Below are 25,609 nucleotides of genomic sequence, written 5' to 3'. Positions count from 1 at the left end.
GTCCACCGCCGTCACCGGCCGCCGGCCGGTGACGTGCCGTCCCGCCACACCCCAGGAGGCTCTTCCGTGCCGTCCCCCTCGTCCCCCGGCGTCCGGCCCCCGGTCCCCGGACGTCCCGCCCGGCGCCGGTCCCGGCGGACCGTCCGGCTCGTCGCCGGCGCCGCGCTCCTGCTCGGCCTGGTCGCCGTGCCGACGGCGCAGGCCCGTGAAGGGGACCACTGCGCGCGCCAGGCGTCGCTGCGCGTCCCGGGCGCGGCCCACCAGCAGGTGTCCTGCCTCGGTGAGCTGACCACCGCGGGAACCGTCGCCTCCGGCCACACCGATCCGGCCGACTGGGCGGGGCTGACCCCCGCGGGACTGGCCACCCCCTCCGGGGTGCCCGGCATCCAGCTCGACGGCTGGTTCCCCGACGACTCGGCCACCAACACCAACCACGGCTGGGGGCACGACTCCCAGTTCGTGATCCGGCTCCCCGACCGGTGGAACGGCGGCCTCGTCGTGGCGGGGTCGCCCGGCACCCGGGAGCAGTACGCCAACGACCGGGCGATCTCCGACTGGGTGCTCTCCCGGGGCTACGCGTTCGCCGCCACGGACAAGGGCAACACCGGTGCCGCGTTCCACCGGGACGGCGACCGGCCCGGTGCGGCGATCGCCGAGTGGAACGACCGCGTCACACAGCTGACCCGGGCGGCCCGCGCCGTCGTCGCGCAGCGCTACCGCGAACGGCCCCGGCGCACGCTGATGACCGGCATGTCCAACGGCGGCTACCTGGTGCGCTGGCAGCTGGAGAACCACCCCGGTCTGTACGACGGCGGGGTCGACTGGGAGGGCACGCTGTGGCGGGCCGACGGCCCCAACCTGCTCACCTTCCTGCCGCCGGCGCTGCGCGCCTATCCGCGGTACGCCGCGGGCGGTGCCGGCGCCGCCGGGGCGCACGAGGAGATGGTCGCCGCCGGGTTCCCGGCGGGGTCGGAGTTCCTGTGGCCGTACCACCACCAGTACTACTGGGACCTGACGCAGCGCATCTACCGCGAGGAGGTGGACCCGCGCTTCGACGGTCCCATGGAGGCGGGGACGCCGTTCTGTGCCCCCGGCACCCCGGCGTGCGACGCGGACTACGACTACGCGGCGCGCCCGCGCGAGGTGCACCGGGCCGTGGAGCGCATCGCGCTGACCGGCCGGATCGGCAAACCGCTGATCACCCTGCACGGCACGCTGGACGTGCTGCTGCCGATCGGTGAGGGCTCGGACGTGTACGCCCGCATGGTCCGCGACGCCGGGCGGGAGGGGCTGTTCCGCTACTACCGCGTCGAGGGCGGCACCCATGTCGACTCGCTGTACGACGTCTTCCCCGACCGGCTGCGTCCGCTGACGCCGTGCCACCGCTCCGCGTTCACCGCGCTGGAGTCGTGGATCGGCGGCGGGCCGGAGCCCGCGCCCAGTCGCACGGTCGCCCTGCCGGCCGACCGCAGCGGGCTGCTGACGGACTGCTCCCTCGGCCGACGCTGACGGCGCCGCCACCGCTCCCTGGGCAGCCCGCCACGCCCGGACCGGTGGCAGCCGGTCCGGGCGTCCGGCTCAGGCCAGGGGTTCCAGCCTGCCGGTGCGCGCGAGCCGGGCGTACCAGTGGGCGCTGGACTTGGGGATGCGGGTGCCGGTCGGGTAGTCGACGTACACGGCGCCGAACCGCTTGCTGTAGCCGTAGCCCCACTCGAAGTTGTCGAGCAGCGACCAGAGGAAGTAGCCGCGCACGTCGACGCCGGACTCGATGGCCCGGTGCACCGCCTCGAGGTGGCCGTGGAGATAGGCCACCCGGTCGGGGTCGCGGACCTCGCCGCCCGGGTTCACGTAGTCGTCGAAGGCGGCGCCGTTCTCGGTGATCATCAGCGGTGTCCCGGGCAGGTCCGCCGAGAGCCGGCGCAGCAGGTCGTACATGCCGCTCGGGTCGACGGCCCAGCCCATGGCCGTGGTGTCGCCCGGCGGCAGGTGGAAGGCGACCCCCGAGGCGCCGGGCCAGGGGCTGTGGGCGCTCCGGCCGTGGCCGTCGGAGGTGTGGGTGGCGCCGTCCGGGGAGGCGGCCGACACCACGGTGGGCGTGTAGTAGTTGACGCCCAGGAAGTCCAGCGGGCGACGGGCGGTGGCGGTGTCGCCGTCGCGCACGAAGGACCAGTCCGTGAGACCCGCGGTGTCCTCCAGCAGGTCGTCCGGGTAGGCGCCGTGGAACATCGGCCCGGTGAAGATCCGGTTGGCGAGGGCGTCGATGCGGCGGACGGCGTCCGCGTCGGCGTCGCTCGCGGTCAGCGGCCGCACATGGTGGACGTTGAGCGTGACGGAGACCTGCGACCTGGACGGCAGCGCGGCCCGCAGGGCCTGGACGGCCCGGCCGTGCGCGAGGTTCAGATGGTGCGCGGCGCGCAGGGCGGCGACGGGGTCGGTGCGCCCGGGGGCGTGGACGCCCGAGCCGTAGCCGAGGAAGGCGCTGCACCAGGGTTCGTTGAGGGTGGTCCACGTGGTGACACGGTCGCCGAGCGCCTCGGCGGCCAGTTCCGCGTAGGCGGCGAAGCGTTCGGCGGTGACGCGCTCGGGCCAGCCGCCGGCGTCCTCCAGTTCCTGGGGCAGGTCCCAGTGGTAGAGGGTGGCGACCGGCTTGATGCCCTTGTCGAGGAGTTCGTCGGCCAGCCTGCGGTAGAAGTCGAGGCCGCGCTGGACGGCGGGGCCGCGGCCGGTGGGCTGGACGCGCGGCCAGGAGATGGAGAAGCGGTAGGCGCCCACGCCGAGGTCGGCCATGATCGCGACGTCCTCGCGCCAGCGGTGGTAGTGGTCCGTGGCGATGTCACCGGTGTCGCCGTTGCGGACCCTGCCGGGGGTACGGGCGTAGGTGTCCCAGATGGAGGGGGTGCGGCCGTCGAGGGCGGCCGCGCCCTCGACCTGGTAGGCGGCGGTGGCCGTACCCCACAGGAAGTCCTGCGGGAAGGTGCGGGCGGCGGAGAGCTGGTCGTCGGGCGCAGGGCGTCGGATCGCGGTGGCCACGGGGTTCCTTTCCCGGAGGAAGTGGCGGTGGGTACGTTCCCATCCCAGGGTGGGAACGTGCCCATTCCGAGGTGGGAACGTACCCACCCGATGTCCGGAAGACTGACGCCCGGGCGCCGCCGGTGTCAAGGAGCCGGTGGGCGCACGGTCGTCGACACCGGCCGTTCTGGCACAATGCGCCAGGTGAACGGCCCCGTAGAAGCACGAGGAGGGTCCATGGGGGGCGGTCAGCGACCGACCATCAAGACCGTCGCCGCACGCGCCGGCGTGGGCCGCACGACGGTCTCACGGGTGATCAACGGCTCGTCCCTGGTCAGCGACGAGGCGCGCACGGCCGTGATGACCGCGATCGCCGAGCTCGGCTACGTGCCCAATTCGGTCGCCCGCGGCCTGGTGACCAGCAGGACCGACTCCGTCGCCCTCGTCGTCCCCGAATCGGAGAGCCGGCTGGGCTCGGAGCCGTACTTCTCCGCCGTGATCCGCGGGGTGAGCACCGGACTGGCCGACACCCGCACCCAGCTCCAGCTGGTCCTGGTGCGCGACGCCGGCGAACGGGACCAGCTGACGCGGTCCGTCACCGAGCGCCGTGTCGACGGCGTGCTGCTGGTCTCGGTCCACACCGACGACCCGCTGCCCGGCCTGCTGGAGGAGATGGGCCTGCCGACGGTGCTCGCCGGCCGCCGCTCCCCCGGCGAGTCCCTGAGCCATGTGCACGCGGACAACGCGGGCGGCGCGGCCTCGGCCGTACGGCATCTGCTGGCGGGGGGCCGCCGCACCGTGGCCACCGTCGCGGGGCCGATGGACATGGACGTCGGCCTGAGCAGGCTGCGCGGCTGGCGTCAGGCGCTGGACTCGGCGGGCCGCCCGTCCGGCCCGGACCTGGTGGCCGTCGCCGACTTCACCGAGGAGGGCGGCCGGCGGGCGATGGGCGAGCTGCTCGACCGGGTGCCCGCGCTGGACGCCGTCTTCGTGGCGTCCGACGTGATGGCGGCCGGCGCGCTGCGCGAGCTGCGCGCCCGGGGCAGACGGGTGCCGGCCGACGTCGCCGTGGTCGGCTTCGACGACTCGTTCCTGGCCCGCCACACCGATCCCCCGCTGACGACCGTGCGCCAGCCGGTGGAGGAGCTCGGCGTCACCATCACCCGGCTGCTCCTGGCGGAGATCGCCGATCCGGCGACGCCCCGCCGGCACGTCGTGCTGCCGACCGAACTGGTCGTCCGGGGCTCGGCGTAGCACGGTCCGGCGGTGCGCCCGGCAGCGGCCGGGGCACCGGCGGACGGGGTGGCGCGCGGGAGCCCGGGACACGGCCTGCCCGCGGGTTCACGCGTCCGGGTCGAAAGCTGTCACATCCGGGGCAAACTGGGTAGTCGCTATCCATGACCACATACAGTCCCTCCGCGCAGGGCGCCCTCACCGATCTCGCCGCGGGCGAGGGAGCACCGGCAGTGATCGTCTTCCTTCTCGTCGTGGTCGGCCTGCTGGTCCTGCTGGTCTGGATCGTCTGGCAGGTAGGGGCGCGCAGGCGGCGCGACGCCGCGCCCACCCGCGACGAACTGCCCACCCCGCCCGACCACCGCACCCATGTCGAGAGCCGTCTCGAGCCCGACGAGGTGGACCCCTCGCAGGGGCGCCAGACGCCGGGACGTCTGACACCGCACGAGATGCACGGTTACGGGAACATGGGCTCGCGCCCCGCGGCGGCGGAACCGCCGCGGCCGGAACCCGGTGAGGGGGACGCCGCCCCCGGCCAGGACGGCGGCCGCCCCGGCCAGGGCGGCCGACCGCCCGCCTGACAGGCCCTGCACCGTCCCGCCCGCCGGGCCGGCCGCCGTCGGCGCGCGTCCGTGCCCCGTTCCGTTCCCGCGCGCCCGTGTCCGCGACCGGTCCGCCCGCAGGTGTCGGTGTCGGCGTCCGTGACCGGCTCCGGTCGCACGTGTTCCTCTCCGGTCCGGTTCGCCCGCAGGTCCGACCGGCTCCGGTCGCACGTGTCCGTCTCCGGTTCGCCCGGCCGGCTCCCGCCCGCAGGTGTCCAATCCGCCCGCACGCGTCCCCGCACGGGCGGTGCCCGCACCCCCGGCCGGGGAGTGCGGGCACCGGTGCGCGCCTGGGCGCGTCAGTCGTCGCCGCGGACGATGTGCGCCTCGGGCCCCGCCTCGCGGGGCTCGCGCGCCGTTCCGGCGTCCCGCCGGAGCACGGCGGGGCGGCAGATGCGCACCCGCTCGTCCTCGGGCACACGGCTGGTGATCGGTCGGGGGTAGGCCCGGGTGTCCACGGCCTCCATCTCCTTCGGTGTCTGCGTACCGGCCTGTGGTCTTCAGCACCGGTCTGGCACGCGCGACGACCGGGACGGCGGCACGGCGGCCGCTCGCAGCCGGTCACGGCATGCGCTTCGAGGTCGTGTACCCCGATGGGAGCACATTATTCGTGTATCCGTACGAATCGGCACCTCCGGCCGCCGGTACGCCCCCTCGCGCGAGGGGGCGTACCTTCGCCCTCTCCGGCGCGCGCTCGGGCCCGATCCGGCACAGGGTGGGAGGCATGCCCCGCGGGGAGCGCCCCCGCACGGAACGGAGGACGGCACGTGGAGTCCATCGCACGCCCCGACGACCCGGCCCATGCGTCCGTGGTCACCCTGCACGTCAACGGCGTCGCCCGCACGGTGGCGCTCGACCATCGCACCACCGTCCTGGACGCCCTGCGCGAAGGGCTCGGGATCACGGGGCCGAAGAAGGGCTGCGACCAGGGCCAGTGCGGCGCATGCACGGTCCTGGTCGACGGACGGCGGGTGCTGAGCTGCCTGCTGCCGGCCGTGGCGTACGACGGGGCGCGGATCGTCACGGTGGAGGGCCTCTCCGGGGGCCGGGGACTGCATCCGCTCCAGGAGGCGTTCGTGGCCCGTGACGCGCTCCAGTGCGGCTACTGCACGCCGGGGCAGCTCTGCTCGGCGGCCGGGATGCTGGCGGAGGCCCGGGAAGGTCACCCGTCGTTCGTGACACAGGGCTCCGAGGGCCCCGTCGACCTGACGGCGGAGGAGATCCGGGAGCGGATGAGCGGCAACGTCTGCCGCTGCGGTGCCTATCCCGGGATCGTGGCGGCCATCGAGGACGTGGCGTCGTGAAGCCCCACGGGTACCTGCGCGCGTCGACCACCGGCGAGGCGCTCGCCGCGTACGCCGCCCACCCCGGGGCGCAGTACCTCGCCGGGGGCACCAATCTGGTGGACCTGATGAAGCTCGGCGTCACCGCGCCCCGGATGCTGATCGACGTGCGCCGGCTGCCGCTGGACTCGGTCGAGGGGACACCGGACGGGGGCCTGCGCGTCGGGGCGGCCGTGCGCAACAGCGATCTCGCCGCCCACCCCGCCGTGCGGTCCCGCTACCGCGCCCTGTCGCAGGCGCTCCTCGCGGGGGCCTCGGCCCAGCTGCGCAACTCCGCGACGACGGGCGGCAACCTGCTCCAGCGCACCCGCTGCGGGTACTTCCAGGACGTCACCAAACCGTGCAACAAGCGCGAGCCGGGGACCGGCTGCCCCGCGGTGGAGGGACTGCACCGGGACCTGGCGGTGCTGGGGCATTCGCCGCACTGTGTGGCCACCCATCCTTCCGACATGGCCGTCGCCCTCGCCGCCTTCGACGCGATCGTGCGGACCGAGGGCGCCGACGGCCCCCGCACGCTGCCGGTCACCTCGTTCCACCGGCTGCCGGGCGACCGTCCGGACGTGGACACACAGCTGCTGCCGGGCGAACTGGTCACGGCGGTGGACCTGCCGCCCGCCCCCGGCGTCCGCTCGGTCTACCGCAAGGTGCGCGACCGCGCCTCGTACGCGTTCGCCCTGGTGTCGGTGGCGGCCTGTCTGGCCGTCGAGGACGGCCGGATCCGGCATGCCTCGCTCGCCTTCGGCGGTGTGGCGCACCGCCCGTGGCGGGCGTGGACGGCGGAGGAGCGGCTGCTCGGGGCTCCCGCCACGAGGGCGGCGTTCGAGCAGGCCGCGGAGGCGGAGCTGGACGCCGCCGAACCGCTGCGGGACAACGCGTTCAAGGTACGGCTCGCCGGCGATCTCGCCGTGCGGGTCCTCATGGAGCTGGCCGGGGAGGCGGCATGACGGACGACGGACGCGTCCTCGGGGCGGACGCGGAACGCAGCGAGGCACGCGACAAGGTCACCGGGCGGGCCCGGTACGCGTCGGAGTACCGCCCGCCGGACCGGCTGTACGCCTGGCCGGTGCCGGCGACCGTCGCCCGCGGCCGGGTCACGGACGTCGACGCCGGTCCCGCCCTGGCGGTGCGGGGTGTGCGGGCGGTGCTGACCCATGAGAACGCCCCCCGGGTGGCCGCCCCCGACGACGCGACCCTCGCCCTCCTCCAGGACGACCGGGTCCCCCACCGGGGCTGGTACGTCGCGCTCGTGGTGGCGGACACGCTGGAGAACGCCCGCGCGGGCGCCGCCGCGGTGCTCGTCTCGTACGAGACCGAGGAGCACGACGTGCTGCTCACGCGCGACCGGCCCGGCCTGCGCATCCCCGAGGAGGCCAACGGCGGCCACCCGGGCCTGCGCGAACGCGGGGACCCGGACGGGGCGTTCGCTTCCGCGGCGGTGCGGGTGGAGGCCGAGTACGCGCTGACCGCGCTGCACAACCACCCGATGGAACCGCACGCGGCGACCGCCCACTGGCAGGACGACGGCACGCTGACCGTCCAGGACTCCAGCCAGGGCGCCGGCACGGTCCGCGAGGTGCTGGCCCAGATGTTCGGGCTCGACCGGCGCCGGGTGACCGTGGTGTCCGAACACGTCGGCGGCGGCTTCGGGTCCAAGGGGACGCCCCGGCCGCACGTGGTCCTCGCGGTGATGGCGTCCCGCCGCACGGGGCGGCCCGTCACGATCGCGCTGCCGAGGCGCCACCTCGCGGCGGTCGTGGGCCACCGCGCACCGACCCTGCACCGGGTGCGGCTCGGCGCGGACGCCGACGGGGTGATCACCGCGCTCGACCACGAGGTGGTGACCCGCACGTCGCGGGTGCGGGAGTTCGTGGAGCAGGCCGCCGTGCCCGCGCGGGTGATGTACACCTCCCCCAACAGCCGCACCGTGCACCGGGTCGTGGACCTGGACGTGCCCACTCCGTCGTGGATGCGGGCGCCCGGTGAGGCGTCCGGGATGTACGCGCTGGAGTCGGCGATGGACGAGCTCGCGGAGGCCGCCGGCATCGACCCGGTGGAGCTGCGGCTGCGCAACGAGCCGGCGACCGAGCCCGACAGCGGGCGGCCGTTCAGCAGCCGCGGTCTGCCCGGCTGTCTGCGCGAGGGGGCCCGGCGCTTCGGCTGGCACGAGCGCGACCCCCGGCCCGGTTCCCGGCGGGAGGGGGACCTGCTCATCGGGTCGGGCGTCGCGGCCAGTACGTATCCGGTGCTCGTCGGCCCCTCGCGGGCGAGTGCGACCGCGGAGCCCGGCGGGCGCTACCGGATCCGGGTGAACGCCACGGACATCGGCACCGGCGCGCGCACGGTGCTCGGGCAGATCGCCGCGCAGGTGCTGGGCGTCCCGCTGGACGCGGTGCGGGTGGAGGTGGGGAGCACGGCGCTGCCGGCCGCGCCGCTGGCGGGCGGCTCGTCGGGGACGGCGTCCTGGGGCTGGGCGGTGCACCGGGCGAGCGAGCAGCTGGCGGCACTGCTGTCCGGGCACGACGGGCCGGTGCCCCCCGAGGGCCTGACCGCCACGGCCGACACCCGGGCCGAGGCCGGCGCCGAAGTGCCGTACGCGCGGCACGCGTTCGGTGCCGTGTTCGCGGAGATCGGCGCGGACACGGTGACCGGCGAGGTCCGCGCACGGCGGCTGCTGGGGGTGTTCGCCGCCGGGCGCATCCTCAACCCGCGTACCGCGCGGTCGCAGTTGACGGGCGGGATGACGATGGGGCTGGGGATGGCCCTGACGGAGGGCAGCACGCTGGACGCCCGCTTCGGCGACGTCGCGGAGTGCGACCTCGCCTCGTACCACGTGCCGGTCTGCGCCGACGTGCCGATGGTCGAGGCGCACTGGCTGGACGAGGACGATCCGCACCTCAACCCGATGGGCAGCAAGGGCATCGGCGAGATCGGGATCGTGGGCACGGCGGCGGCGATCGGGAACGCGGTCCGTCATGCCCTGGGGGCGCGCCTGCGGGAGCCCCCGTTCACTCCGGACAAGGTGCTGGCCCATCTGCACCGCGACCCGCACCGCTGATCCGCGCGGCGCGGGTGAGCACCTCCAGGAGCATGGCCGGGGTGAGGCGGCCGGTGAAGACGTTGCGCCGGCTGGGGTGGTAGCAGCCGAGCACGTGGAGGGCCTCGCCGCCGTCGGCGCGGGTGAGGATGTGGTGGGCGCCGTGGCCGAACGCCGGCCGGGGGCGGGGGCTGTCGTAGCCCGCGTCGGCGAGGACGGGCAGCAGCGCCTGCCAGCCGAAGCCGCCGAGCACGACGACCGCCCGCAGCCGGTGCAGCAGGCCGAGTTCGGCGGCGAGCCAGGGCCGGCAGGCGTCCCGTTCCCCGGGAGTGGGCCGGTTCTGCGGCGGGGCGCAGTGGACGGGTGCGGTGACCCGTACGCCGTGCAGGGTGAGGCCGTCGTCCCGGTCGGTCGACGCCGGCCGCGAGGCGAGTCCCGCGGTGTGCAGCGCGGCGAAGAGCACGTCTCCCGAGTCGTCGCCGGTGAACATGCGCCCGGTGCGGTTGCCGCCGTGGGCGGCCGGGGCGAGTCCGACGACGGCGAGCGACGCGTCCCGGGGGCCGAAGCCGGGCACGGGCCGGGCCCAGTACTCCTCGTCGCGGAAGGCGGCCCGCGGCGCTGCGGCCACGCTCTCGCGCCAGGCGACGAGGCGGGGGCAGGCCCCGCAGCGGGAGACCTGCCGGTCGAGTGCGCCCAGCGAGGCGCAGCGGGGGGCGGTGCGGGCGGGGAACGCCGGGTCGGCGGGCGCCGGCGGTCCGCTCGGCCCGCCTCCCGGTGTCCGGCTCATCCGCCGTCCCCGTCCGCGTCCCGGACCTCGTCCGAATGCCGGGCCCCGGGCGCGTGCCCGTCCCCGTGCGCGGCGGGCGCATGGTCCGCGCCGCGGGCCGGGGGACGGTCGGGGGCCTCGATCCAGCGGGCGGCGAGGAGCAGGGCGATGTCGTCGGGGCGGTCGGGGGTCTGGCGCGCCTCGTTGATCAGCCGGTCGGCGGTGTCGCCGAGCGGGGAGGCGCCGACGTCGGACAGGGTGAGGCGCAGCCGCTCGATGCCGATGTCGATGTCGATGCCGGGCGTCTCGACGAGACCGTCGGTGAACATGGCCAGCACCGCGCCGCGTTCGAGATGGAAGTCGGTCACCGGGTACTCGGCGTCGGCGTCCACCCCCAGAACCACGCCGCCGGGCAGGTCCAGCACCTCGGTGCGGCCGTCCGGGCGGCGCAGCAGGGGCTGGAGGTGGCCGGCCCGCACGGCCTCGGCGCGGCCTCCGGCGGGGTCGAGCAGGATGTAGCAGCAGCTGGCGAACTGGCCCGGGTCGAGGTCGATGAGCAGCCGGTTGGTGCCGCCCATCACCTCCGCGGGCCCGTGGCCGCTGACGGCCAGGGCCCTGACGGCGCTGCGCAGCTGGCCCATGGTGGCCGCCGCGGACACACCGTGGCCCTGGACGTCGCCGATGACGATGGCGACGCCGCGGGCGGTCTCCACGACGTCGTACCAGTCGCCGCCCACGTCCATGCCCTGGGTGCCCGGGAGGTGGCAGGCCACGGTGTCGAGCTGGTCGACGATGGGCAGCCGGCGCGGCAGCAGCCCGTCCTGGAGGCCGCGGGCGAGCGCGGCCTCGGAGTCGTAGCGCTGGGCGCGCTGGAGGGCCTGGGCGATGAGACCGGCGAGCGCGGTGAGCACGGTGCGTTCCTCGGGGCTGAAGCCGCGCGGCTGGTCGAAGCCGAGGATGCAGGAGCCGACGGGCCGTCCGGACGCGATCAGCGGCAGGAAGGCGCGGGCGCCGACGTGGGCGTCGAGCGGGATGCCGGGGTACGCCTCGGCGAGGTGGTGCATGGATTCGAAGAAGAGGGGGCGCCCGGTGGTGAGGGTGTCGACGCCCGGGATCTTGGAGTCGAGACCGACTCCGTCGAACCGGTCGAGGAAGCCGCGGGGGAAGCCGGTCTCCCAGGAGAGGTACAGATGGCGGTCGTTGAGGAGGTAGATGGCCAGCTGGCGTCCGCCGAAGGCGGGCAGCAGCTCCTCGGTGACCACGGCGGACACCTGACGGGCCGTCACCGCCTCGGTGAGCGCGATGGCGAGGGCGACCGGCCGGTAGAGCGCGACCGCGCGGTCGGCCGGGGAGCCCATGCCGGTGCCGGGGGCGACGACCGAACCGGGGGTGTAGGCGGGCTGGTCGGCGGGGCCCATCGTGACGGTGAGCCCGTCGTGGCCGGCGAAGACGGAGACGGAGAGCCAGCCCTGGTCCCGCTGGACGAGGAAGTGCGCCGGGTCCCCGGAGAGCAGGGCGGAGCGGTAGTAGTCCTCGTAAGCGGGCTGCCCGAGCCACGGCACGCTCTCCCACAGGACGGTGCCGAGCAGCGAGGAGCGCGGCAGGCCGACCATCGTCTCGGCGTGCCGGTTGAGGTAGGTGACGCGGCCGAGGCGGTCGACGGAGCAGACCCCCTGCGGCAGCCGGTCCGCCGACTCGGCCACCACCGGCCCGGCGCCGAGGTCGACGAGGAAGCCGGTCAGCCGGGTGCCGCCGGATCCGCCGCGCCGCCGCCCCCGGCGGCCGGACATCTCCACCAGGTGGGGGCGGCCGTCCGCGCCCTGCAGGCGGATCCTGCGGGTGACGGGACGGTCCGACTCCGAGGCGTGCCGGGCGACGGCCCACAGGCCGTACGCGTCGGCCGGTTCGACGCGTGCGGCCACCTCGTCCACGGTGAGCGGGAGGCCCGCCGGCTGGGCGCCCATGATGCTGCACCAGCCCTCGTCGCCGGTGACGGTGCCTGCGTCCAGGTCCCAGTCGAAGGTGCCGAAACGGACCGGCGGGGAGCTCACGCTCGGCAGGGTGACGGCCAGCGGGTCGCCCTCCCACTGGATCCGCCCGTCGACGGGCATGGCGGCGAGCGTCTCCCCGAGACGCGCCGCGATGCCCGTGATGCGGCGCCGGTCGGCCTCCTCGACGCCCCGGCCGGGTGTGCCGGGTCGCAGCACGGCGATGATCCCGTAGGTGTCGCGACGGTGGACGATCGGCACGTACAGCGAGCCGAACGGGAAGGGGAGACCGGCCATCAGCTGGGGGTAGCGGCGCATGGCCTCCTCGGCGTCGCCGAGATAGACGGGCCGGCCGGACCGGTAGGCCTCCGAATGGGGGAACGGCCTGTTGACGTGCATGCGCCACCAGTGCCGGAACAGGTCGGACGGCAGTCCGGCGATCACCGCGAGGAGCAGCAGCTCCGGGGAGGTGGTCCGCATGTACAGGCCGCCCGCGAAGCCGCCGACGGCCTCGATCGCGGCCGCCTCCGCCTGGGCGAGGACCATCGCCAGCTCGTCCGGGGCCGCGGGACCGCCGCCGGCCGCCGCGGGGTCGGGCGGGCGCGCCGACGGGCCGCGCGCGTCGACCGCCGCGGGTCCGGGGCGCTCGGCGTCGCCAGCGGGCGGCCGGCCCGCGCCGTACCGGGTCACCCCCTCAGCATGCTCCCCCGCGGGGGTGCTCCGCATCTCCGTGTCCGGCCCCGGACGGTGATCCGCCGGCGCGATGTCCGGCCGCGACCGGTGATCCGCCGGCGCGGCGGGGGGCCGGGGTGCTTGAGCTAGATTGAGCACGGGCCGGACGACAGGGAGGCACACGGTGCCATCAGGGCAGCAGGCGCGTGCGCAGGCGGCGGCGATCACTCCGGGGCGTCAGGCGCCGGTGACGGAGGCCGCGCCCGCGGACCGGGTCAGGGCCCTGTTCGGCAGTCATCGGCTGTCGCCGGGACAGCGCCGGATCGCCCAGTACATGATCGACCATCTGACCGAGGCCGCGTTCCTGTCGATCACCGACCTCGCCGAGCGGGCCGGGGTCAGCCAGCCGTCGGTGACCCGCTTCGCCACCAGCCTCGGGTACAGCGGTTTCCCCGCCCTGCGGGAGGCGTTGCAGCCGATCGCGCTGAGCGCGGTGGCCGGCGTCCAGGAGACGCGGGAGCAGATCCGCCGCAACGAGCTCCAGGCGGCGGTCGACGCCGAGATCGACAACCTGGAGTCCCTGCGCCGGGTGTTCGCGGACACCGACCAGGTGCTCGACGTGGGCCGGGAGCTGGCCCGTTCGGTGCCGCTGACGGTGCTGGGGCTGCGGATCTCGGTGTCGCTCGCGGAGTACTTCGCGTACGCGGCGCGCCGTATCCATCCCGATGTGCGGCTGGTGACACGGGGCGGGACGGTGGCGTTCGACGCGCTGCTCCAGTCGCGGGAGGCGGGCGGCAGCTGGGTGCTGGCGTACGCGATGCCGCGGCACGCGAACGAGACGCTGGCCGCGCTGCGGGTGGCGCGCGGCACCGGGCTGCGGGTCGCGCTGATCACGGACCTGACGCTGGGGCCGCTGGTCGACGAGGCGGATGTGACGCTGACGGCGGGGACCGGGTCCCGGCTGGTCTTCGACTCCTACGCGGCGCCGGCCGTGCTGTCGGCGGCGGTGCTCCAGGCGATGGCCGACGCGGACCCGGAGCGGACGCAGGCGCGGCTGGAGGGCTACGAGCAGGTGGCCGACCAGCAGGACTTCTTCATCGAGGACTGACACCGCGGCCGGCGCCCGTCCGGGCCGCCCGGCGGGCGCCGCGGCCCGCGACGAGGGGCGTCGGCGGTGCGGCCTCCCGGCGGTGTGGACGTCCTGTGTGGCCTGCGCGCTTCCGGTGTGTTTCCGGCGCCCGCCGTGCATGAAATTTTTCATACCCTTGCGTACTCGACGGTATATATATTTACTACTTCTGGCAGGCCGCTCCGGCGCACTCCCGGAGCCCGGCCACCGCGTGAACCGAACATCCGGTGACGGCGCTCCCTCCTCGCGTCGGGCTCCGGTGTTCAATCCGGGCACTCCGCCGTACCGCGGAATGTCCCTTGGCGGTCCCGGTCAACCCCTGGGCCGGGACCGCCACAAGCTTCTCTCCCGCAGCGGATCCGCTCAGGCGAGCTGGCGGCGCACCAGCGCGTGCAACCGCCCGCCGGGATCGGCCAGCAGCTCCGCCGGCCGGCCCTCCTCCACGATCCGCCCCGCGTCCATCACCAGCACCCGGTCGGCGTCGAGGACCGTGCTCAGCCGGTGGGCGATGACGACCCGGGTGGCGTTCAGCGCGCGGGTCGAGGCGATGACGGTGCGCTGGTTCTCGTTGTCCAGCGCACTGGTCGCCTCGTCGAGGAAGAGGATCCGGGGCCGGCGCACGAGCGCCTGGGCGATCATCAGACGCTGTCGCTGCCCGCCGGAGATCGCGCCGCCCTGCGCGATCATGGTGTGCAGGCCCATGGGCATGCGCCGGATGTCGTCGGCCAGCCCGGCCATCTCGGCGGCGGCCCAGACCTCGTCCTCGTCGAAGCTCCCGGCGCCGCAGATGCAGTCCCGCACGGACCCCGTCAGCGGCTGGGCGTTCTGGAGCACCACACCGCACTGCCGGCGCACCGCCGCCCGGTCGAGGGCCGCCAGGTCCTGGCCGTCGTAGAGGACCGCCCCCGTGTCCGGCCGCTCGAAGCCGATCAGCAGCCGCAGCAGCGTCGACTTGCCGCAGCCGCTCGGGCCGACGACGGCGACGAACTCCCCCGGGCGCACGCTCAGCGAGACGTCGTCGAGGACGGCGGGGCCGTCGTCGGTGTAGCGGAACGACAGGCCCCGGGCCTCGACGGCGCCCGAGAGCGTGCCGGGCCGGCCTCCGGTGCCGCGGACCTCCGGCAGTTCGTCCAGGATCGGCCGCACCTGCTCGAACATGGGCAGTACGGCGACGGCGGACACCAGGACGCCGGTGAGCTGGGTGACGGCGGCCAGCAGCATGGTGACGGCCGCGTTGAAGGTGAGGAACTCGCCTGCCGACATGCTTCCCCGCGCGGGCCCGGCGAGCAGCACGAACATCACCAGCGAGCACAGCGGCAGGTACACCGCGTCGAGCACGGCCGTCCAGTTCCTGATCCGGCCGACCCGCTGCTGGAGCTCGCGGGTGCGGGCGAACTCCCCCGCCCAGGCGGCGTAAGCGAAACCCTCCGCGGCCGCGACCCTGAGCTTCGGCAGCCCGCGCAGGGTCTGGAAGGCCCGGTTGTTGAGCTTGTTGCCCAGGTCGACGAGTCGGCGCTGCCAGCGCACCTGCCACAGTCCCATCACCAGGAAGACGGTGGCGATGACCAACAGCATGCCCAGGGCCGCGAGGGCGAGCGGCACGCTGAACCAGAGCAGCAGGGCCACGTTGACCAGGCCCACCGTGCCGGACTGCACCGCGACCGGGGCGATGCCGGAGAGCACCCTGCGCATCGAGCTGATGCCCATCGCGGCACTCGCCAGCTCGCCCGTGGAGCGCTCGGTGAAGAAGCGTGCCGGAAGCCTCAGGAGGCGGTCCCAGACGGCAGGTTGCAGGGTGCTCTCGATGCGGCCCTCCATCCGCAGGATGGTGAGGTTCTGCATCAGCATGTACGCGGCGGACACCACACCGGCGATCATGACGGCGACAGCGGTCGTCACGATCGGGCCGGTCTCGGCGTGCGGCACGTACTCACCGAGCACCCTTCCGGTGGCGACCGGGACCAGCGCGCCGAACAGGACCGTGACGAGGCCGCCGAGGAGCAGCCGGCGCACGTCGGGGGCGGCGCCCCGCAGGGCGAAGCGGGCCAGTCCGCGCAGGCTCGCGGGAGTCTCGGGCAAGGGGCGGCAGAACATGGTCGCCCGGGGCTCGAAGCCGTCCGCCTCGTTCCTGCCCACGCGGGTGCGCGAGCCGGTGACCGGGTTCAGCGCCTCGTAGCGGCCGCGCCGCCACAGCAGCGCGACCGGGGCGCCGGAGGCCGCGCGGTGGCCCACCAGCGGGCCGGCGTCGGTCCGCCACCAGTCGCCGGTCAGCCGTACCGGGCGGGTGCGGACCCGGGCGGCGGCGGCCACGCGTTCGACCGGCGGCAGCCGCTCGTCGTCGGTGCCGCCCCGCGGGGCGTCCGTCAGGTCGATGCCCGCGGCCCGGGCGACGGCCACGCACACGGCGAGGACCGCGTCGTCCCCGGCGCCGCCCAGCGGGGCGCGGGCCCCGGCGCGCCGGCCGATGGAGTCGACCAGCGCCCGGTCGGCGCGTGCGCGCACGTCCTCGCCCGCCCGAATCCCGGCGGCGGCGCGGTCCTCGTGGGCGCGCTCCAGTTCCTCGATCCACTGGTCGACGGCGGCCAGCAGGCGGTACTGCTGGTTCACCATCCGCTGCCACATCGCGCCGTCGACGAGGAGGTCCGCCGCGAAGTCCGCGCTGTGGGCGGCTCCGTAGCGGACGGCGCCCGGGTCGACGGGCATCCACAGCACGTCGTCGTCGGCCGTGCCGGTGTCGCCCGCGGGGCGGCCGTCGAGCGGCGCCTGGAAGAGGACTCCCAGGCCGCGTCCGACGCCGAGCGCGAAGGCGTGCTCCGGTCCGGCCCAGGGGGTGTCGTGTGCGGCGGCGCCGCCGGATCCCCGGGGTGCGTACGGGTCGGCGGCCCGGGGGGACGCGCCGTACGGGTCCGTGGCCCAGGGGGACGCGCCGTACGGGTCGGGGGCGTGGGGATCGGGGACGTACGGGTCGGGGGCGTGGACGTCCTGGGCGTACGGGGACGCGCCGTACGGGTCGGTGGCGTACGGGTCCTGGTACAGCTCGCGCAGCGGGATGCGGCGCAGCAGGCACTCCTGGGACGGCCGTCCGACCAGGGTGTGGCGGGGGCCGTCGACCGGGCCGAGCAGCAGCGCGCCCGCCTCCAGCCGGCCGAGGAAGTGCCAGGGGCCCTCCTCGGCCGCGTCGACGGCGAAGAGGTCGAGGAAGCCTCCGGCCACCAGCCAGAGCACCTGCGGACCCTCCAGGTGGAGGCTGCGCAGCCCGGTGGAGTCGACGGGGCCCCCGAGGGCGCCGAACGCCGCGACGACGGGGTCGGCGTGCTCCGCGACGGGTCCGGACGGCGGCGTGTGCGGGGTCCGGACGTCGCCCGCCCCAGGGGTGTGGGGGCCGTACATGCCGCCCCCGGCCCGGGGGTGGGTCGCATACATGCCGTTGTCGGCCTGGGACGAAGGGACGTGCACGCCGCCGTCGGCCTGGGGGTGGGGGACGGACACGTCAGCGCTCCTTGACGAGATCGGCGTAGGCCCCGCCGGCGGCCACCAGGTCCTCGTGGCGGCCGCGCTCCACGACCGAGCCGTGGTCGAGGACCACGATCTCGTCGCTGTCGCGGACCGTGCTCAGGCGGTGGGCGATGACCACACAGGCGCAGCCGCGTCTGCGGATGTTGTCGATGATCACGCGCTCGGTCTCCGCGTCGAGCGCGCTGGTGACCTCGTCGAGCACGAGGACGCTGGGGCGGCGGACGAGCGCCCGGGCGATCTCCAGGCGCTGGCGCTGGCCGCCGGAGAAGTTGCGGCCGTCCTGTTCGACGCGGCCGTGGATGCCGTCCGGCCTGGCCGTCACGACGTCGAGGACGGCGGCGTCGCGCAGGGCGGCGACGACGGCATCGTCGGTGATCGACGGGTCCCACAGCGCCACGTTGTCCCGCACCGTGCCCTCGAAGAGGAAGACGTCCTGGTCCACGAAGGAGACCGAGGCCGCGAGCGCGCTGCGGGGGATGTCCTCCAGACGTTCGCCGTCGATGCGGATCGTGCCCTCCCACGGCCGGTACAGGCCCGAGATCAGCCGGGACACGGTGGACTTGCCGCTGCCCGAGCCGCCGACGAGCGCGACCTGCCGGCCGGGTCCCACGGCGAGGGAGAAGCCGCGCAGCAGGGGTGCGTCGAGCGGGCTGTAGCCGAAGGTGATGTCCTCCAGCGTCACATGGCCCTTGAGCCTGCGGGTGCTGGGGGCCGGCGCCTCGCGGGAGTAGAGGCCGTCCACGGGGAAGTTCTCGACGTCCTTGAGCCGGGCGACGTCCGCGGCGAAGTCCTGGATGCGGCCCGCCACTCCGTTGAGGCGGGTGATGGGGGCGGTGAAGCGGGCGACCAGCGCCTGGAAGGCGACCAGCAGGCCGATCGAGATGTGCCCCTCGACGGCCCGCAGTCCGCCGATCCACAGGATCAGGGCGCTGTTGAGGGTGGCCAGGGCCGGCGCGACGACCGCGAGGTACGCGCTCGGCACACCGAGGCGCTGCTGGACCTCCAGGGTGGTGGCGTGCTGCCCGGCCCAGCGGCGGAACCAGCCGTCCTCGCCGCCGGTGGCCTTCATCGTCTCGATCAGCTGGAGACCGGTGTACGAGGTGTTCGTGAGCCGGGCGCTGTCGGCGCGCAGCTTCTGGGTGTCGGTGGCGCGCAGGCGCAGCACGATCCGGATGGCCACCACGTTGAGCAGGGCGATGCCCACGCCGACGACGGTGAGCTGGGGGTCGTAGGTCCACAGCAGCGCGGCGTAGAGGACGACCACCACTCCGTCGACGGCGGCCGCCGCCAGGTCGCGTGCGAGGGTCTCGGCCACGGCGTCGTTGGACTGGAGCCGCTGCACCAGGTCGGCCGGGCTGCGCTGGGCGAAGAACGTCACCGGCAGGCGCAGCAGATGTCTCAGGAACCGCGCGCTGCCGAGGGTGGAGGAGATGACGCGGCCGCGCAGCAGGTTCGCCTGCTGGAGGCCGGTGAGCACGGCGGTGAGCACCACCAGGGCGGCCAGCGACGCGAACAGCGGGCCGAGCAGCGAGGTCTGCCCCCCGATGAGGAACATGTCGATGTAGGTGCGGCTGAGCGCGGGGACCGCGGCGCCCACGGCGACCAGAAGCAGGCTGGCGAGCAGCGCCGCGAGCAGGGTGCCGGTGGTGCCGCGCAGCCGCGCGGGGACGGAGGCGAGGACGCCGGGCCTGCGGCCGCCGCGGGTGAAGTCCGGGCCGGGTTCGAGGACGAGGACGACCCCGGTGAAGCTGGTGTCGAAGTCCTCGTCGGAGACGAACCGGCGCCCCCGGTCGGGGTCGTTGATGTGCACGCCGCGGCGGCCGGGGCGTCGTGCCGGACCGTCGTAGACGACGTAGTGGTTGAACTCCCAGAAGAGGATCGCCGGTGCCTGGACGCCGGCCAGCGCGCCGGCCTCCATCTGCATGCCCTTGGCGGCGAGACCGTAGCCGCGGGCCGCCTTCAGGATGTTGCTCGCCCGGGAGCCGTCGCGGGAGACGCCGCAGGCGATGCGCAGTTCCTCCAGCGGCACATGGCGTCCGTGGTGGGCGAGGACCATGGCGAGGGCGGCGGCGCCGCACTCGACGGCCTCCATCTGGAGGACGGTCGGGGTGCGGACCGGTTTCGGCCCGGGCTGCCCGCGCTTCGGGCCGGCGCGCCGGGTGCCCCGGCGGCCGGTGCGGGCGGGCTCGGGGCGGTGTCTGCGGCGGCCGCCCGGCGGGAGCCGCCGCTGGGCGGGGACGGCGGTGTCGCCTGCGGGGGTCACGGCAGCAGCCAATCGATCGGGTGCCGGGCGGCGGTGTGGACCGATCCGCTCGCGAGGGTCATGGACGGGAGGGCGTGGGGCGGGCCGTTCGAGGTGGACCAGTCGTAGCCGGAGTCGGTGTGCGGATCGGGGGCGAGCTCCACGATCACGGCGACGGGCAGCCCCTTGCCGGAGAACTGCTCGCCGAGCTGGCTGCTGCCGAGGAAGGCGGTGATGCGCCGGCTGGTCTCGGCGGTCCTGCCGACGGACTTCACCGTGCCGCGCAGCACTCCGTACCGCTGGGCGGCGACGGACTGCACGCTCAGGTCGACGCGCGCGCCGACGGGGACGTCGGGGCCGCTGTCCGCGGGCACGTAGAGGACGGCCATCAGGGGGTCGTCGGCGGCGCGCGCCCGCTCGACGGCGGCGAGGTCGCTGCCGGTGGTGACGACGGAGCCGATGGCGGCGACGAGGGCGGTGACCCGGCCGGCGGCGATGGTGCGCACGACGGTGTCGCCGCCCGCGGTGCGGACCTTCAGCAAGGGGGCGTCGGCGGCGACGCGTTCGCCCTCCTCGGCGAGCACCTCGGTGATCTGGCCGGAGACCGGGCTCTGGAGCACATAGCTGCCCTGGGCGTGGGTGAGCACGCCGGGGGCGGTGACGGTGGAGGTCACGGTGCCGGCGACCGCCCACACCGTCGCGGCGGCCATGGCGGTGAGGGTGACCGCGAGGACGAGGAGTCCCTGGGGGCGCGCGTAGCGCACCGGGAGGTCGATGTCCTCGGCCGACCGGAGTCTGGAGAGGGCCTGTTGGCGGAACTGCACGACACGCTTCCCTGGGCTTCCGGGGGACCTTCCGTGCCGCCTCCCGCGCCGGGGGCTCGACGGAGCGTCCCGTCCTACGGGCCGTGCGCCGCACGGCGGGGCTGACGGCCGTGTGCCCCGGAACCTGGCTGGTTCCGGGGCACACGGCACGGCGGTGCCGGCAGAGCGGGCCGGCGGGCCGCGGAGGTCCTGCGGACCGGGAGACCTTACAGACCGGCGACGAGTCCGGTGACCGGGCCGGTGAGGGCGGCGGTGTTGAGACCCGTGGCGCCCTCGACCACACCGGTCACGGCGGCGACGGTGCCGGAGACCGGGGCGATGGAGTCCAGCGCGGCGGTGGCGTTGCCGACCACGGCGCTGTGGAGGCCGCCGGCCACGTTGTCCAGCTCGCTGTCGGAGATCTCCTGGGTGGGGACGAAGTTCATGGAGAAGCTTCCCTTCGGATGGATGGTGCGAAATGACGGCGCCCGGCGGGCGAATCGCTTCGCCGGCCGCCCTGCGGGGTGGGGGGAGATTCCCGGATGCAAGAACCGGTATCGCATCCCGCGGTGCGAAGGATCAAAGCACGTGGGCGTGTTGGCGGCCCAATCGCGAGGAGGCCGTGACGGGCCGATCGGGGCCTTTCGGCGGCGTTGTATTGCGAGGACGTGCACGCGCCTCCATGAATCGGGGCCACCTTCTTCACGGGATCGCCCGGGAGGCGGCGCCGACGGGCCGAACTCCCGCTCAGACAAACGGGACATGACCGCACAGAGGGCGATTTCCGCAGGTCAGGGGCTTGCCGACAGTGCGGAGACGATGTGCCGCCTGAGCATTCGCTGTGCAGATCCGACGGAGGGAACGGAATGCGGGCGCCGCGTCACACGGCCTTCACACGTCAGGGGTGCGGCTTTTCGCCGCACCCCTGAATTCGTTCACCCCGCCCCGTCCGTCGCGCGGGCCGGGTCCCCCGTCACCGCATTCAGCCGCCGTCCGCCCGCGACTCCTGCGGCGGGGCGATGATTTCCGTGTGCAGCGCCGCCGCATACGCCTCGTCCGGGTCGAGCCGGCGCAGTTCCTCGGCGATGAGTTCGGCGGTGCTGCGCACCTTCAGGGCGAGCACCCGGTTCGGCTGGCCGGGGATGGACAGCCGGGCGACCGGCCCCTCCGGCCGGTCGATGTGGATCTCGCCGTCGGCCGTGCGCAGGCGTACGGCGGTGACGACGGGGCCGGCCGTGACGACCTGCTCCACCGGCACGCCGAGGCGGGCGCAGAACCAGCGGGCGAGCAGTTCGGCGCTCGGGTTCTCCGCCTCGCTCTCCACCACCGCCGACAGCACCTCGGTCCGCGCCTGGTCGAGGGCGGCGGCGAGCATGGAGCGCCAGGGGGTGAGCCGCGTCCAGGCCAGGTCCGTGTCGCCGGGCTCGTACCCCTCGGCGCGGGCGGCGAGTTCCCGCAGCGGCTCCTCGACGGCGTAGGTGTCGGTGATCCTGCGCTGGGCGAGGGAGCCGAGCGGGTCCCGGGCCGGGACCGGGGGTGCGTCGACGGGCCACCAGACGACCACGGGGGCGTCGGGGAGCAGCAGGGGCAGCACCACCGAGTCGGCGCGGTCGGCGAGCTCGCCGTGCAGGCGCAGCAGGACGGTCTCCCCCGCGCCGGCGTCGCTGCCGAGGCGCACCTCGGCGTCGAGGCGGGTGGCGTGGCGGTCGCGCGGCGAGCGGGCATGCCGCTTGATGACGACGAGGGTGCGCGAGGGGTGCTCGCGCGAGGCGTCGCCCGCGGCCTTGATGGCGTCGTAGGCGTGCTCCTCGTCGGTGACGATGACCAGGGTGAGGACCATGCCGACGGCGGGGGTGCCGATCGCGCGGCGGCCTTTCACCAGCGCCTTGTTGATCTTGCTGGCCGTGGTGTCCGTGAGGTCGATCTTCATGGCCTGCGCCAGCTCCGTCCGTCTCGTGCGAGCATTTCGTCGGCCTCGGCCGGGCCCCAGGTGCCGGCCGGGTACTGCGCGGGCGTGCCGTGCTGTCGCCAGTGGTCCTCGATGGGGTCGAGGACACGCCAGGACTCCTCGACCTCCTCGGTGCGGGGGAAGAGGTTGGCGTCGCCGAGCAGGACATCGAGGATGAGCCGCTCGTACGCCTCCGGGCTGGACTCGGTGAACGACTCGCCGTAGGCGAAGTCCATGGTCACGTCCCGCAGTTCCATGGAGGTGCCGGGCACCTTGGAGCCGAAGCGCATGGTGACGCCCTCGTCCGGCTGCACCCGGATGACCAGGGCGTTCTCCCCCAGCTCCTCGGTGGCGCTGGAGTCGAACGGGGAGTGCGGGGCACGCTGGAAGACCACCGCGATCTCGGTGACCCGGCGCCCCAGCCGCTTGCCGGTCCGCAGGTAGAACGGCACCCCGGCCCAGCGGCGGTTGTCGATGCCGAGCTTGACGGCGGCATAGGTGTCGGTGGTCGACCGGGGCGCGATGCCGTCCTCCTGGAGGTAGCCGACCGCCTGCTCGCCGCCCTGCCAGCCCGCCGTGTACTGGCCGCGCACGGTGTGCAGGCTCAGGTCGGCGGGGAGCCGCACGGCCCGCAGCACCTTGAGCTTCTCGGTGACGAGGGAGGCCGCGTCGAAGGAGGCGGGCTCCTCCATCGCGGTGAGCGCGAGCAGCTGCAGGAGGTGGTTCTGGACGACGTCGCGGGCGGCGCCGATGCCGTCGTAGTAGCCGGCGCGGCCCCCGATGCCGATGTCCTCGGCCATGGTGATCTGCACATGGTCGACGAACGACCGGTTCCAGACGGGCTCGAAGAGGGTGTTGGCGAACCGCAGCGCCAGGATGTTCTGGACGGTCTCCTTGCCCAGGTAGTGGTCGATCCTGAAGACCTCGTCGGGCGCGAAGACCTCGTGGACGATCGCGTTGAGTTCGCAGGCGCTGGCCAGATCGTGCCCGAACGGCTTCTCGATGACCGCGCGGCGCCAGGAGCCGGCGGGTGCGTCGGACAGGCCGTGGTTCTTGAGCTGCTGGACGACCTTGGGGAAGAACTTGGGCGGCACCGAGAGGTAGAACGCGAAGTTGCCTCCGGTGCCCTGCGCCTTGTCGAGGTGCTCGACGGTGGCCCTCAGCTGCTCGAAGGCCGCGTCGTCGTCGAAGTCGCCCTGGACGAAGCGCATCCCCTCCGCGAGCTGCTGCCACACCTCCTCGCGGAAAGGCGTGCGCGCGTGCTCGCGGACGGCGTCGTGCACCTCCTGGGCGAAGTCCTGGTCGGCCCAGTCGCGGCGGGCGAACCCGACGAGCGAGAAGCCCGGTGGCAGCAGGCCGCGGTTGGCGAGGTCGTAGACGGCGGGCATCAGCTTCTTGCGGGACAGGTCTCCGGTGACCCCGAAGATCACCAGCCCGGAGGGGCCGGCGATCCGGGGCAGTCTCCGGTCGAGCGGGTCCCGCAGCGGATTCGCCCAGCCGCTGTTCTCCGACATGGGGTCAGTCCTCCTTGTGCGAACGGCGATTCGAGTGCATCCGTTCCGAGGATCGCACCTGGGCTCGCCCCGGGCCTGTTTCGTCCCTCCGCGGCCGCGTCGCCGAAGCGGCTGCCGCACGGGGATTGACCGGGCGACAGCGAGGCCCTAGGTTCCCAGAAAATTGCGAGGACAATACCGAAAGTTTCGATCGGTCACGAGCACGTACGGCCGGTCCTCGCCCCGCAACGGGACACCGAACGACACCCCATGAAAGGGGACGTCCATGAGCAGGACGACCCGCGCCCTGGCGGTGGGCGCCGCAGCCGCAGGACTCCTCGGCACCCTGGCACTCCCCGCCGCCTCGGCCCCGGCCGGCACCGGCCGGACCGCGCGCGCCGCGAGCGCCGCGCACGAGGACGTGCCCGGGCGGACCGCGCAGGCCGGCCGGACCGGCCGCGACACGGGCGCGCAGACGCTCGGCGAGCTGGGCCGCCGCAACGGCATACGGATCGGCACGGCCGTGGACATGGCGGCGCTCGCCGACGACGCCGCCTACCGCGACGGGGTGAGCGCATTCTCCTCGGTCACCGCCGAGAACGTGATGAAGTGGCAGCTCGTCGAGCCCGTGCGCGGCACCTACGACTGGGCCGCGGCCGACGAACTGGTGGACTTCGCCGGGCGCAACGGCCAGCTGGTCCGGGGCCACACCCTCGTCTGGCACAGCCAGCTGCCCTCCTGGCTCGACGAGGACGACTTCTCCGCCGAGGAGCTGCGGGAGCTGCTGCGCCGCCACGTCACCGAACAGGTGCGTCACTTCAAGGGGCGGATCTGGCAGTGGGACGTCGTCAACGAGGCCTTCGACGACGACGGGACGCTGCGCGACAGCATCTGGCTGCGAAAGCTCGGGCCCGGCTACATCGCCGACGCCTTCCGCTGGGCCCACCGGGCCGACCCCGCGGCCAGGCTCTACATCAACGACTACAACATCGAGGGCGTCAACGCGAAGAGCACGGCGCTGCACGGACTCGTCGCCGACCTGCGACGGGAGGGCGTCCCCGTGCACGGCGTCGGCTTCCAGGGCCACTTCGCCGTGCAGTACGGGTTCCCGGGCGATGTGACCGCGAACCTCGGCCGCTTCGACGCCCTCGGACTGGAGACGGCGGTCACCGAGGCCGACGTCCGGGTGCCGATGCCCGCCGACGCCGCCGAACGGGAGGCGCAGGCGCGCGGCTACAGCGTGCTGCTCCAGGCATGCCTGCTGACCCGCCGCTGCACCGACTTCACCGTGTGGGGCTTCACCGACAAGTACTCCTGGGTGCCCGGCGTCTTCGACGGGGAGGGCGCGGCGAACATCCTGGACGAGGACTACGCGGAGAAGCCGGCCTACCGGGCCCTGCTCCAGGACCTCCGCCTGGCGGCCCGCCGCCGCTGACCGCGCCGGGAGCGCCGGCACCCCGTCGTTCCGAAACTTTCGTTCGGATGCATGCCATGGACCCGTACGATCCGCCCGGTGCCGGCCGGAGGTCCGTGCTCGGGCTCGGGCTCGGCGTCACCGCCCTCTCCTCCCCGCTGTTGTCCGCGCTCGCCGGTGCGTCGCCCGCGCACGCCGAGCCGGCGAGCGCTGCGGCGACCACCAGCGGCCCGCTGCGGGCCACGGACCCGGGAGCGTACATCGCCTTCTCCCCCGAGCCCGGCACGATGCCCCTGGTGGCCGAGGGCGCATCCCCGGCATCGGGCGCACCGCGGGCGGTGTGGAACCGTTCCCGGTGACCGCCGCCAGGCAGTCGCCCGGCGGGCGGAGCCCGCATCGCCGCGTCAGAAGTTCTCC

General features: G+C 74.5%; 19 protein-coding genes. 9 read left to right on the top strand and 10 right to left on the bottom strand.

Annotated elements, in window-relative coordinates:
* The first annotated feature begins 66 nt into the window (after window positions 1-66).
* A complete protein-coding gene (locus tag EAO77_RS33360) occupies window positions 67-1,509 on the top strand; it encodes a 3-hydroxybutyrate oligomer hydrolase family protein (protein ID WP_147992055.1) in 1,443 nt (480 codons plus the stop codon).
* Window positions 1,510-1,578: 69 nt separating this feature from the next.
* Here EAO77_RS33360 and EAO77_RS33355 read toward each other — a convergent pair whose 3' ends face one another.
* The gene (locus EAO77_RS33355; protein ID WP_147992054.1) at window positions 1,579-3,030 is read right to left on the bottom strand and encodes a GH1 family beta-glucosidase; all 1,452 of its coding nucleotides are present in this window, start codon (window positions 3,028-3,030) and stop codon (window positions 1,579-1,581) included.
* A 216-nt stretch (window positions 3,031-3,246) separates the two neighbouring features.
* Here EAO77_RS33355 and EAO77_RS33350 point away from each other — a divergent pair, with 216 nt between their 5' ends.
* Together EAO77_RS33350 and EAO77_RS33345 are read left to right on the top strand one after the other, a co-directional pair.
* Window positions 3,247-4,263 (top strand): LacI family DNA-binding transcriptional regulator, encoded by a 1,017-nt coding sequence (locus tag EAO77_RS33350; protein WP_147992053.1) that lies wholly within the window; start codon window positions 3,247-3,249, stop codon window positions 4,261-4,263.
* A 143-nt stretch (window positions 4,264-4,406) separates the two neighbouring features.
* Entirely contained in the window at window positions 4,407-4,823 is a 417-nt protein-coding gene (locus EAO77_RS33345; RefSeq protein WP_147992052.1) for a DUF6479 family protein, read from the top strand.
* Window positions 4,824-5,143: 320 nt separating this feature from the next.
* On the opposite strand, the gene EAO77_RS39040 is transcribed toward EAO77_RS33345, so the two are convergent.
* Complete coding sequence (locus EAO77_RS39040; RefSeq protein ID WP_187283527.1) at window positions 5,144-5,302, bottom strand: hypothetical protein; 159 nt, start codon at window positions 5,300-5,302, stop codon at window positions 5,144-5,146.
* Window positions 5,303-5,611: 309 nt separating this feature from the next.
* On the opposite strand from EAO77_RS39040, the gene EAO77_RS33340 reads away from it, so the two are divergent.
* Genes EAO77_RS33340 through EAO77_RS33330 form a run of 3 tightly spaced genes read left to right on the top strand, consistent with a single transcriptional unit; the run spans window position 5,612 to window position 9,242 of the window.
* On the top strand, window positions 5,612-6,148 hold the full coding sequence (locus EAO77_RS33340) for a (2Fe-2S)-binding protein (protein ID WP_261994255.1): 537 nt from the start codon (window positions 5,612-5,614) through the stop codon (window positions 6,146-6,148).
* Window positions 6,145-7,131, top strand: a complete 987-nt coding sequence (locus EAO77_RS33335) for an FAD binding domain-containing protein (protein WP_147992050.1) — start codon at window positions 6,145-6,147, stop codon at window positions 7,129-7,131. Before EAO77_RS33340 ends, EAO77_RS33335 begins: the two co-directional genes overlap by 4 nt.
* Window positions 7,128-9,242, top strand: coding sequence for a xanthine dehydrogenase family protein molybdopterin-binding subunit (locus EAO77_RS33330; protein WP_147992049.1), 2,115 nt, complete (start codon window positions 7,128-7,130; stop codon window positions 9,240-9,242). The genes EAO77_RS33335 and EAO77_RS33330 overlap by 4 nt, the downstream gene beginning before the upstream one ends.
* On the opposite strand, the gene EAO77_RS33325 is transcribed toward EAO77_RS33330, so the two are convergent.
* Window positions 9,193-10,008, bottom strand: coding sequence for a uracil-DNA glycosylase (locus tag EAO77_RS33325; protein WP_147992048.1), 816 nt, complete (start codon window positions 10,006-10,008; stop codon window positions 9,193-9,195). The genes EAO77_RS33330 and EAO77_RS33325 overlap by 50 nt on opposite strands.
* Window positions 10,005-12,701, bottom strand: coding sequence for a SpoIIE family protein phosphatase (locus EAO77_RS33320; protein WP_147992047.1), 2,697 nt, complete (start codon window positions 12,699-12,701; stop codon window positions 10,005-10,007). Before EAO77_RS33320 ends, EAO77_RS33325 begins: the two co-directional genes overlap by 4 nt.
* A 130-nt stretch (window positions 12,702-12,831) precedes the next feature.
* On the opposite strand from EAO77_RS33320, the gene EAO77_RS33315 reads away from it, so the two are divergent.
* Window positions 12,832-13,755: a MurR/RpiR family transcriptional regulator gene (locus EAO77_RS33315; protein WP_147992046.1), complete on the top strand. Its 924-nt coding sequence runs from the start codon at window positions 12,832-12,834 to the stop codon at window positions 13,753-13,755.
* Window positions 13,756-14,139: 384 nt separating this feature from the next.
* Here EAO77_RS33315 and EAO77_RS33310 read toward each other — a convergent pair whose 3' ends face one another.
* From EAO77_RS33310 to zwf, 6 genes are all read right to left on the bottom strand, one after another.
* On the bottom strand, window positions 14,140-17,166 hold the full coding sequence (locus tag EAO77_RS33310) for an NHLP bacteriocin export ABC transporter permease/ATPase subunit (RefSeq protein WP_147992079.1): 3,027 nt from the start codon (window positions 17,164-17,166) through the stop codon (window positions 14,140-14,142).
* A gap of 100 nt (window positions 17,167-17,266) precedes the next feature.
* Window positions 17,267-19,555: an NHLP family bacteriocin export ABC transporter peptidase/permease/ATPase subunit gene (locus EAO77_RS33305; protein WP_147992045.1), complete on the bottom strand. Its 2,289-nt coding sequence runs from the start codon at window positions 19,553-19,555 to the stop codon at window positions 17,267-17,269.
* Window positions 19,552-20,358 (bottom strand): HlyD family efflux transporter periplasmic adaptor subunit, encoded by an 807-nt coding sequence (locus EAO77_RS33300; protein WP_147992044.1) that lies wholly within the window; start codon window positions 20,356-20,358, stop codon window positions 19,552-19,554. Before EAO77_RS33300 ends, EAO77_RS33305 begins: the two co-directional genes overlap by 4 nt.
* 206 nt (window positions 20,359-20,564) lie before the next feature.
* Window positions 20,565-20,783, bottom strand: a complete 219-nt coding sequence (locus EAO77_RS33295; RefSeq protein WP_147992043.1) for a type A2 lantipeptide — start codon at window positions 20,781-20,783, stop codon at window positions 20,565-20,567.
* A gap of 536 nt (window positions 20,784-21,319) precedes the next feature.
* The gene (opcA, locus tag EAO77_RS33290; protein ID WP_147992042.1) at window positions 21,320-22,267 is read right to left on the bottom strand and encodes a glucose-6-phosphate dehydrogenase assembly protein OpcA; all 948 of its coding nucleotides are present in this window, start codon (window positions 22,265-22,267) and stop codon (window positions 21,320-21,322) included.
* On the bottom strand, window positions 22,264-23,799 hold the full coding sequence (gene zwf / locus EAO77_RS33285; RefSeq protein WP_147992041.1) for a glucose-6-phosphate dehydrogenase: 1,536 nt from the start codon (window positions 23,797-23,799) through the stop codon (window positions 22,264-22,266). The genes opcA and zwf overlap by 4 nt, the downstream gene beginning before the upstream one ends.
* Window positions 23,800-24,064: 265 nt before the next feature.
* Between zwf and EAO77_RS33280 the strand changes: the two genes are divergently transcribed.
* Entirely contained in the window at window positions 24,065-25,213 is a 1,149-nt protein-coding gene (locus EAO77_RS33280; RefSeq protein WP_147992040.1) for an endo-1,4-beta-xylanase, read from the top strand.
* Window positions 25,214-25,269: 56 nt separating this feature from the next.
* Window positions 25,270-25,551, top strand: a complete 282-nt coding sequence (locus EAO77_RS33275) for a hypothetical protein (RefSeq protein WP_147992039.1) — start codon at window positions 25,270-25,272, stop codon at window positions 25,549-25,551.
* Window positions 25,552-25,609: the final 58 nt, after the last annotated feature.

This window comes from Streptomyces sp. T39 (assembly GCF_008042045.1).
In the GTDB taxonomy this organism is placed as follows: Bacteria; Actinomycetota; Actinomycetes; order Streptomycetales; family Streptomycetaceae; genus Streptomyces.
Note: the sequence above shows the minus strand (reverse complement) of the source record. Positions and strands in the feature narration are given on the sequence as shown.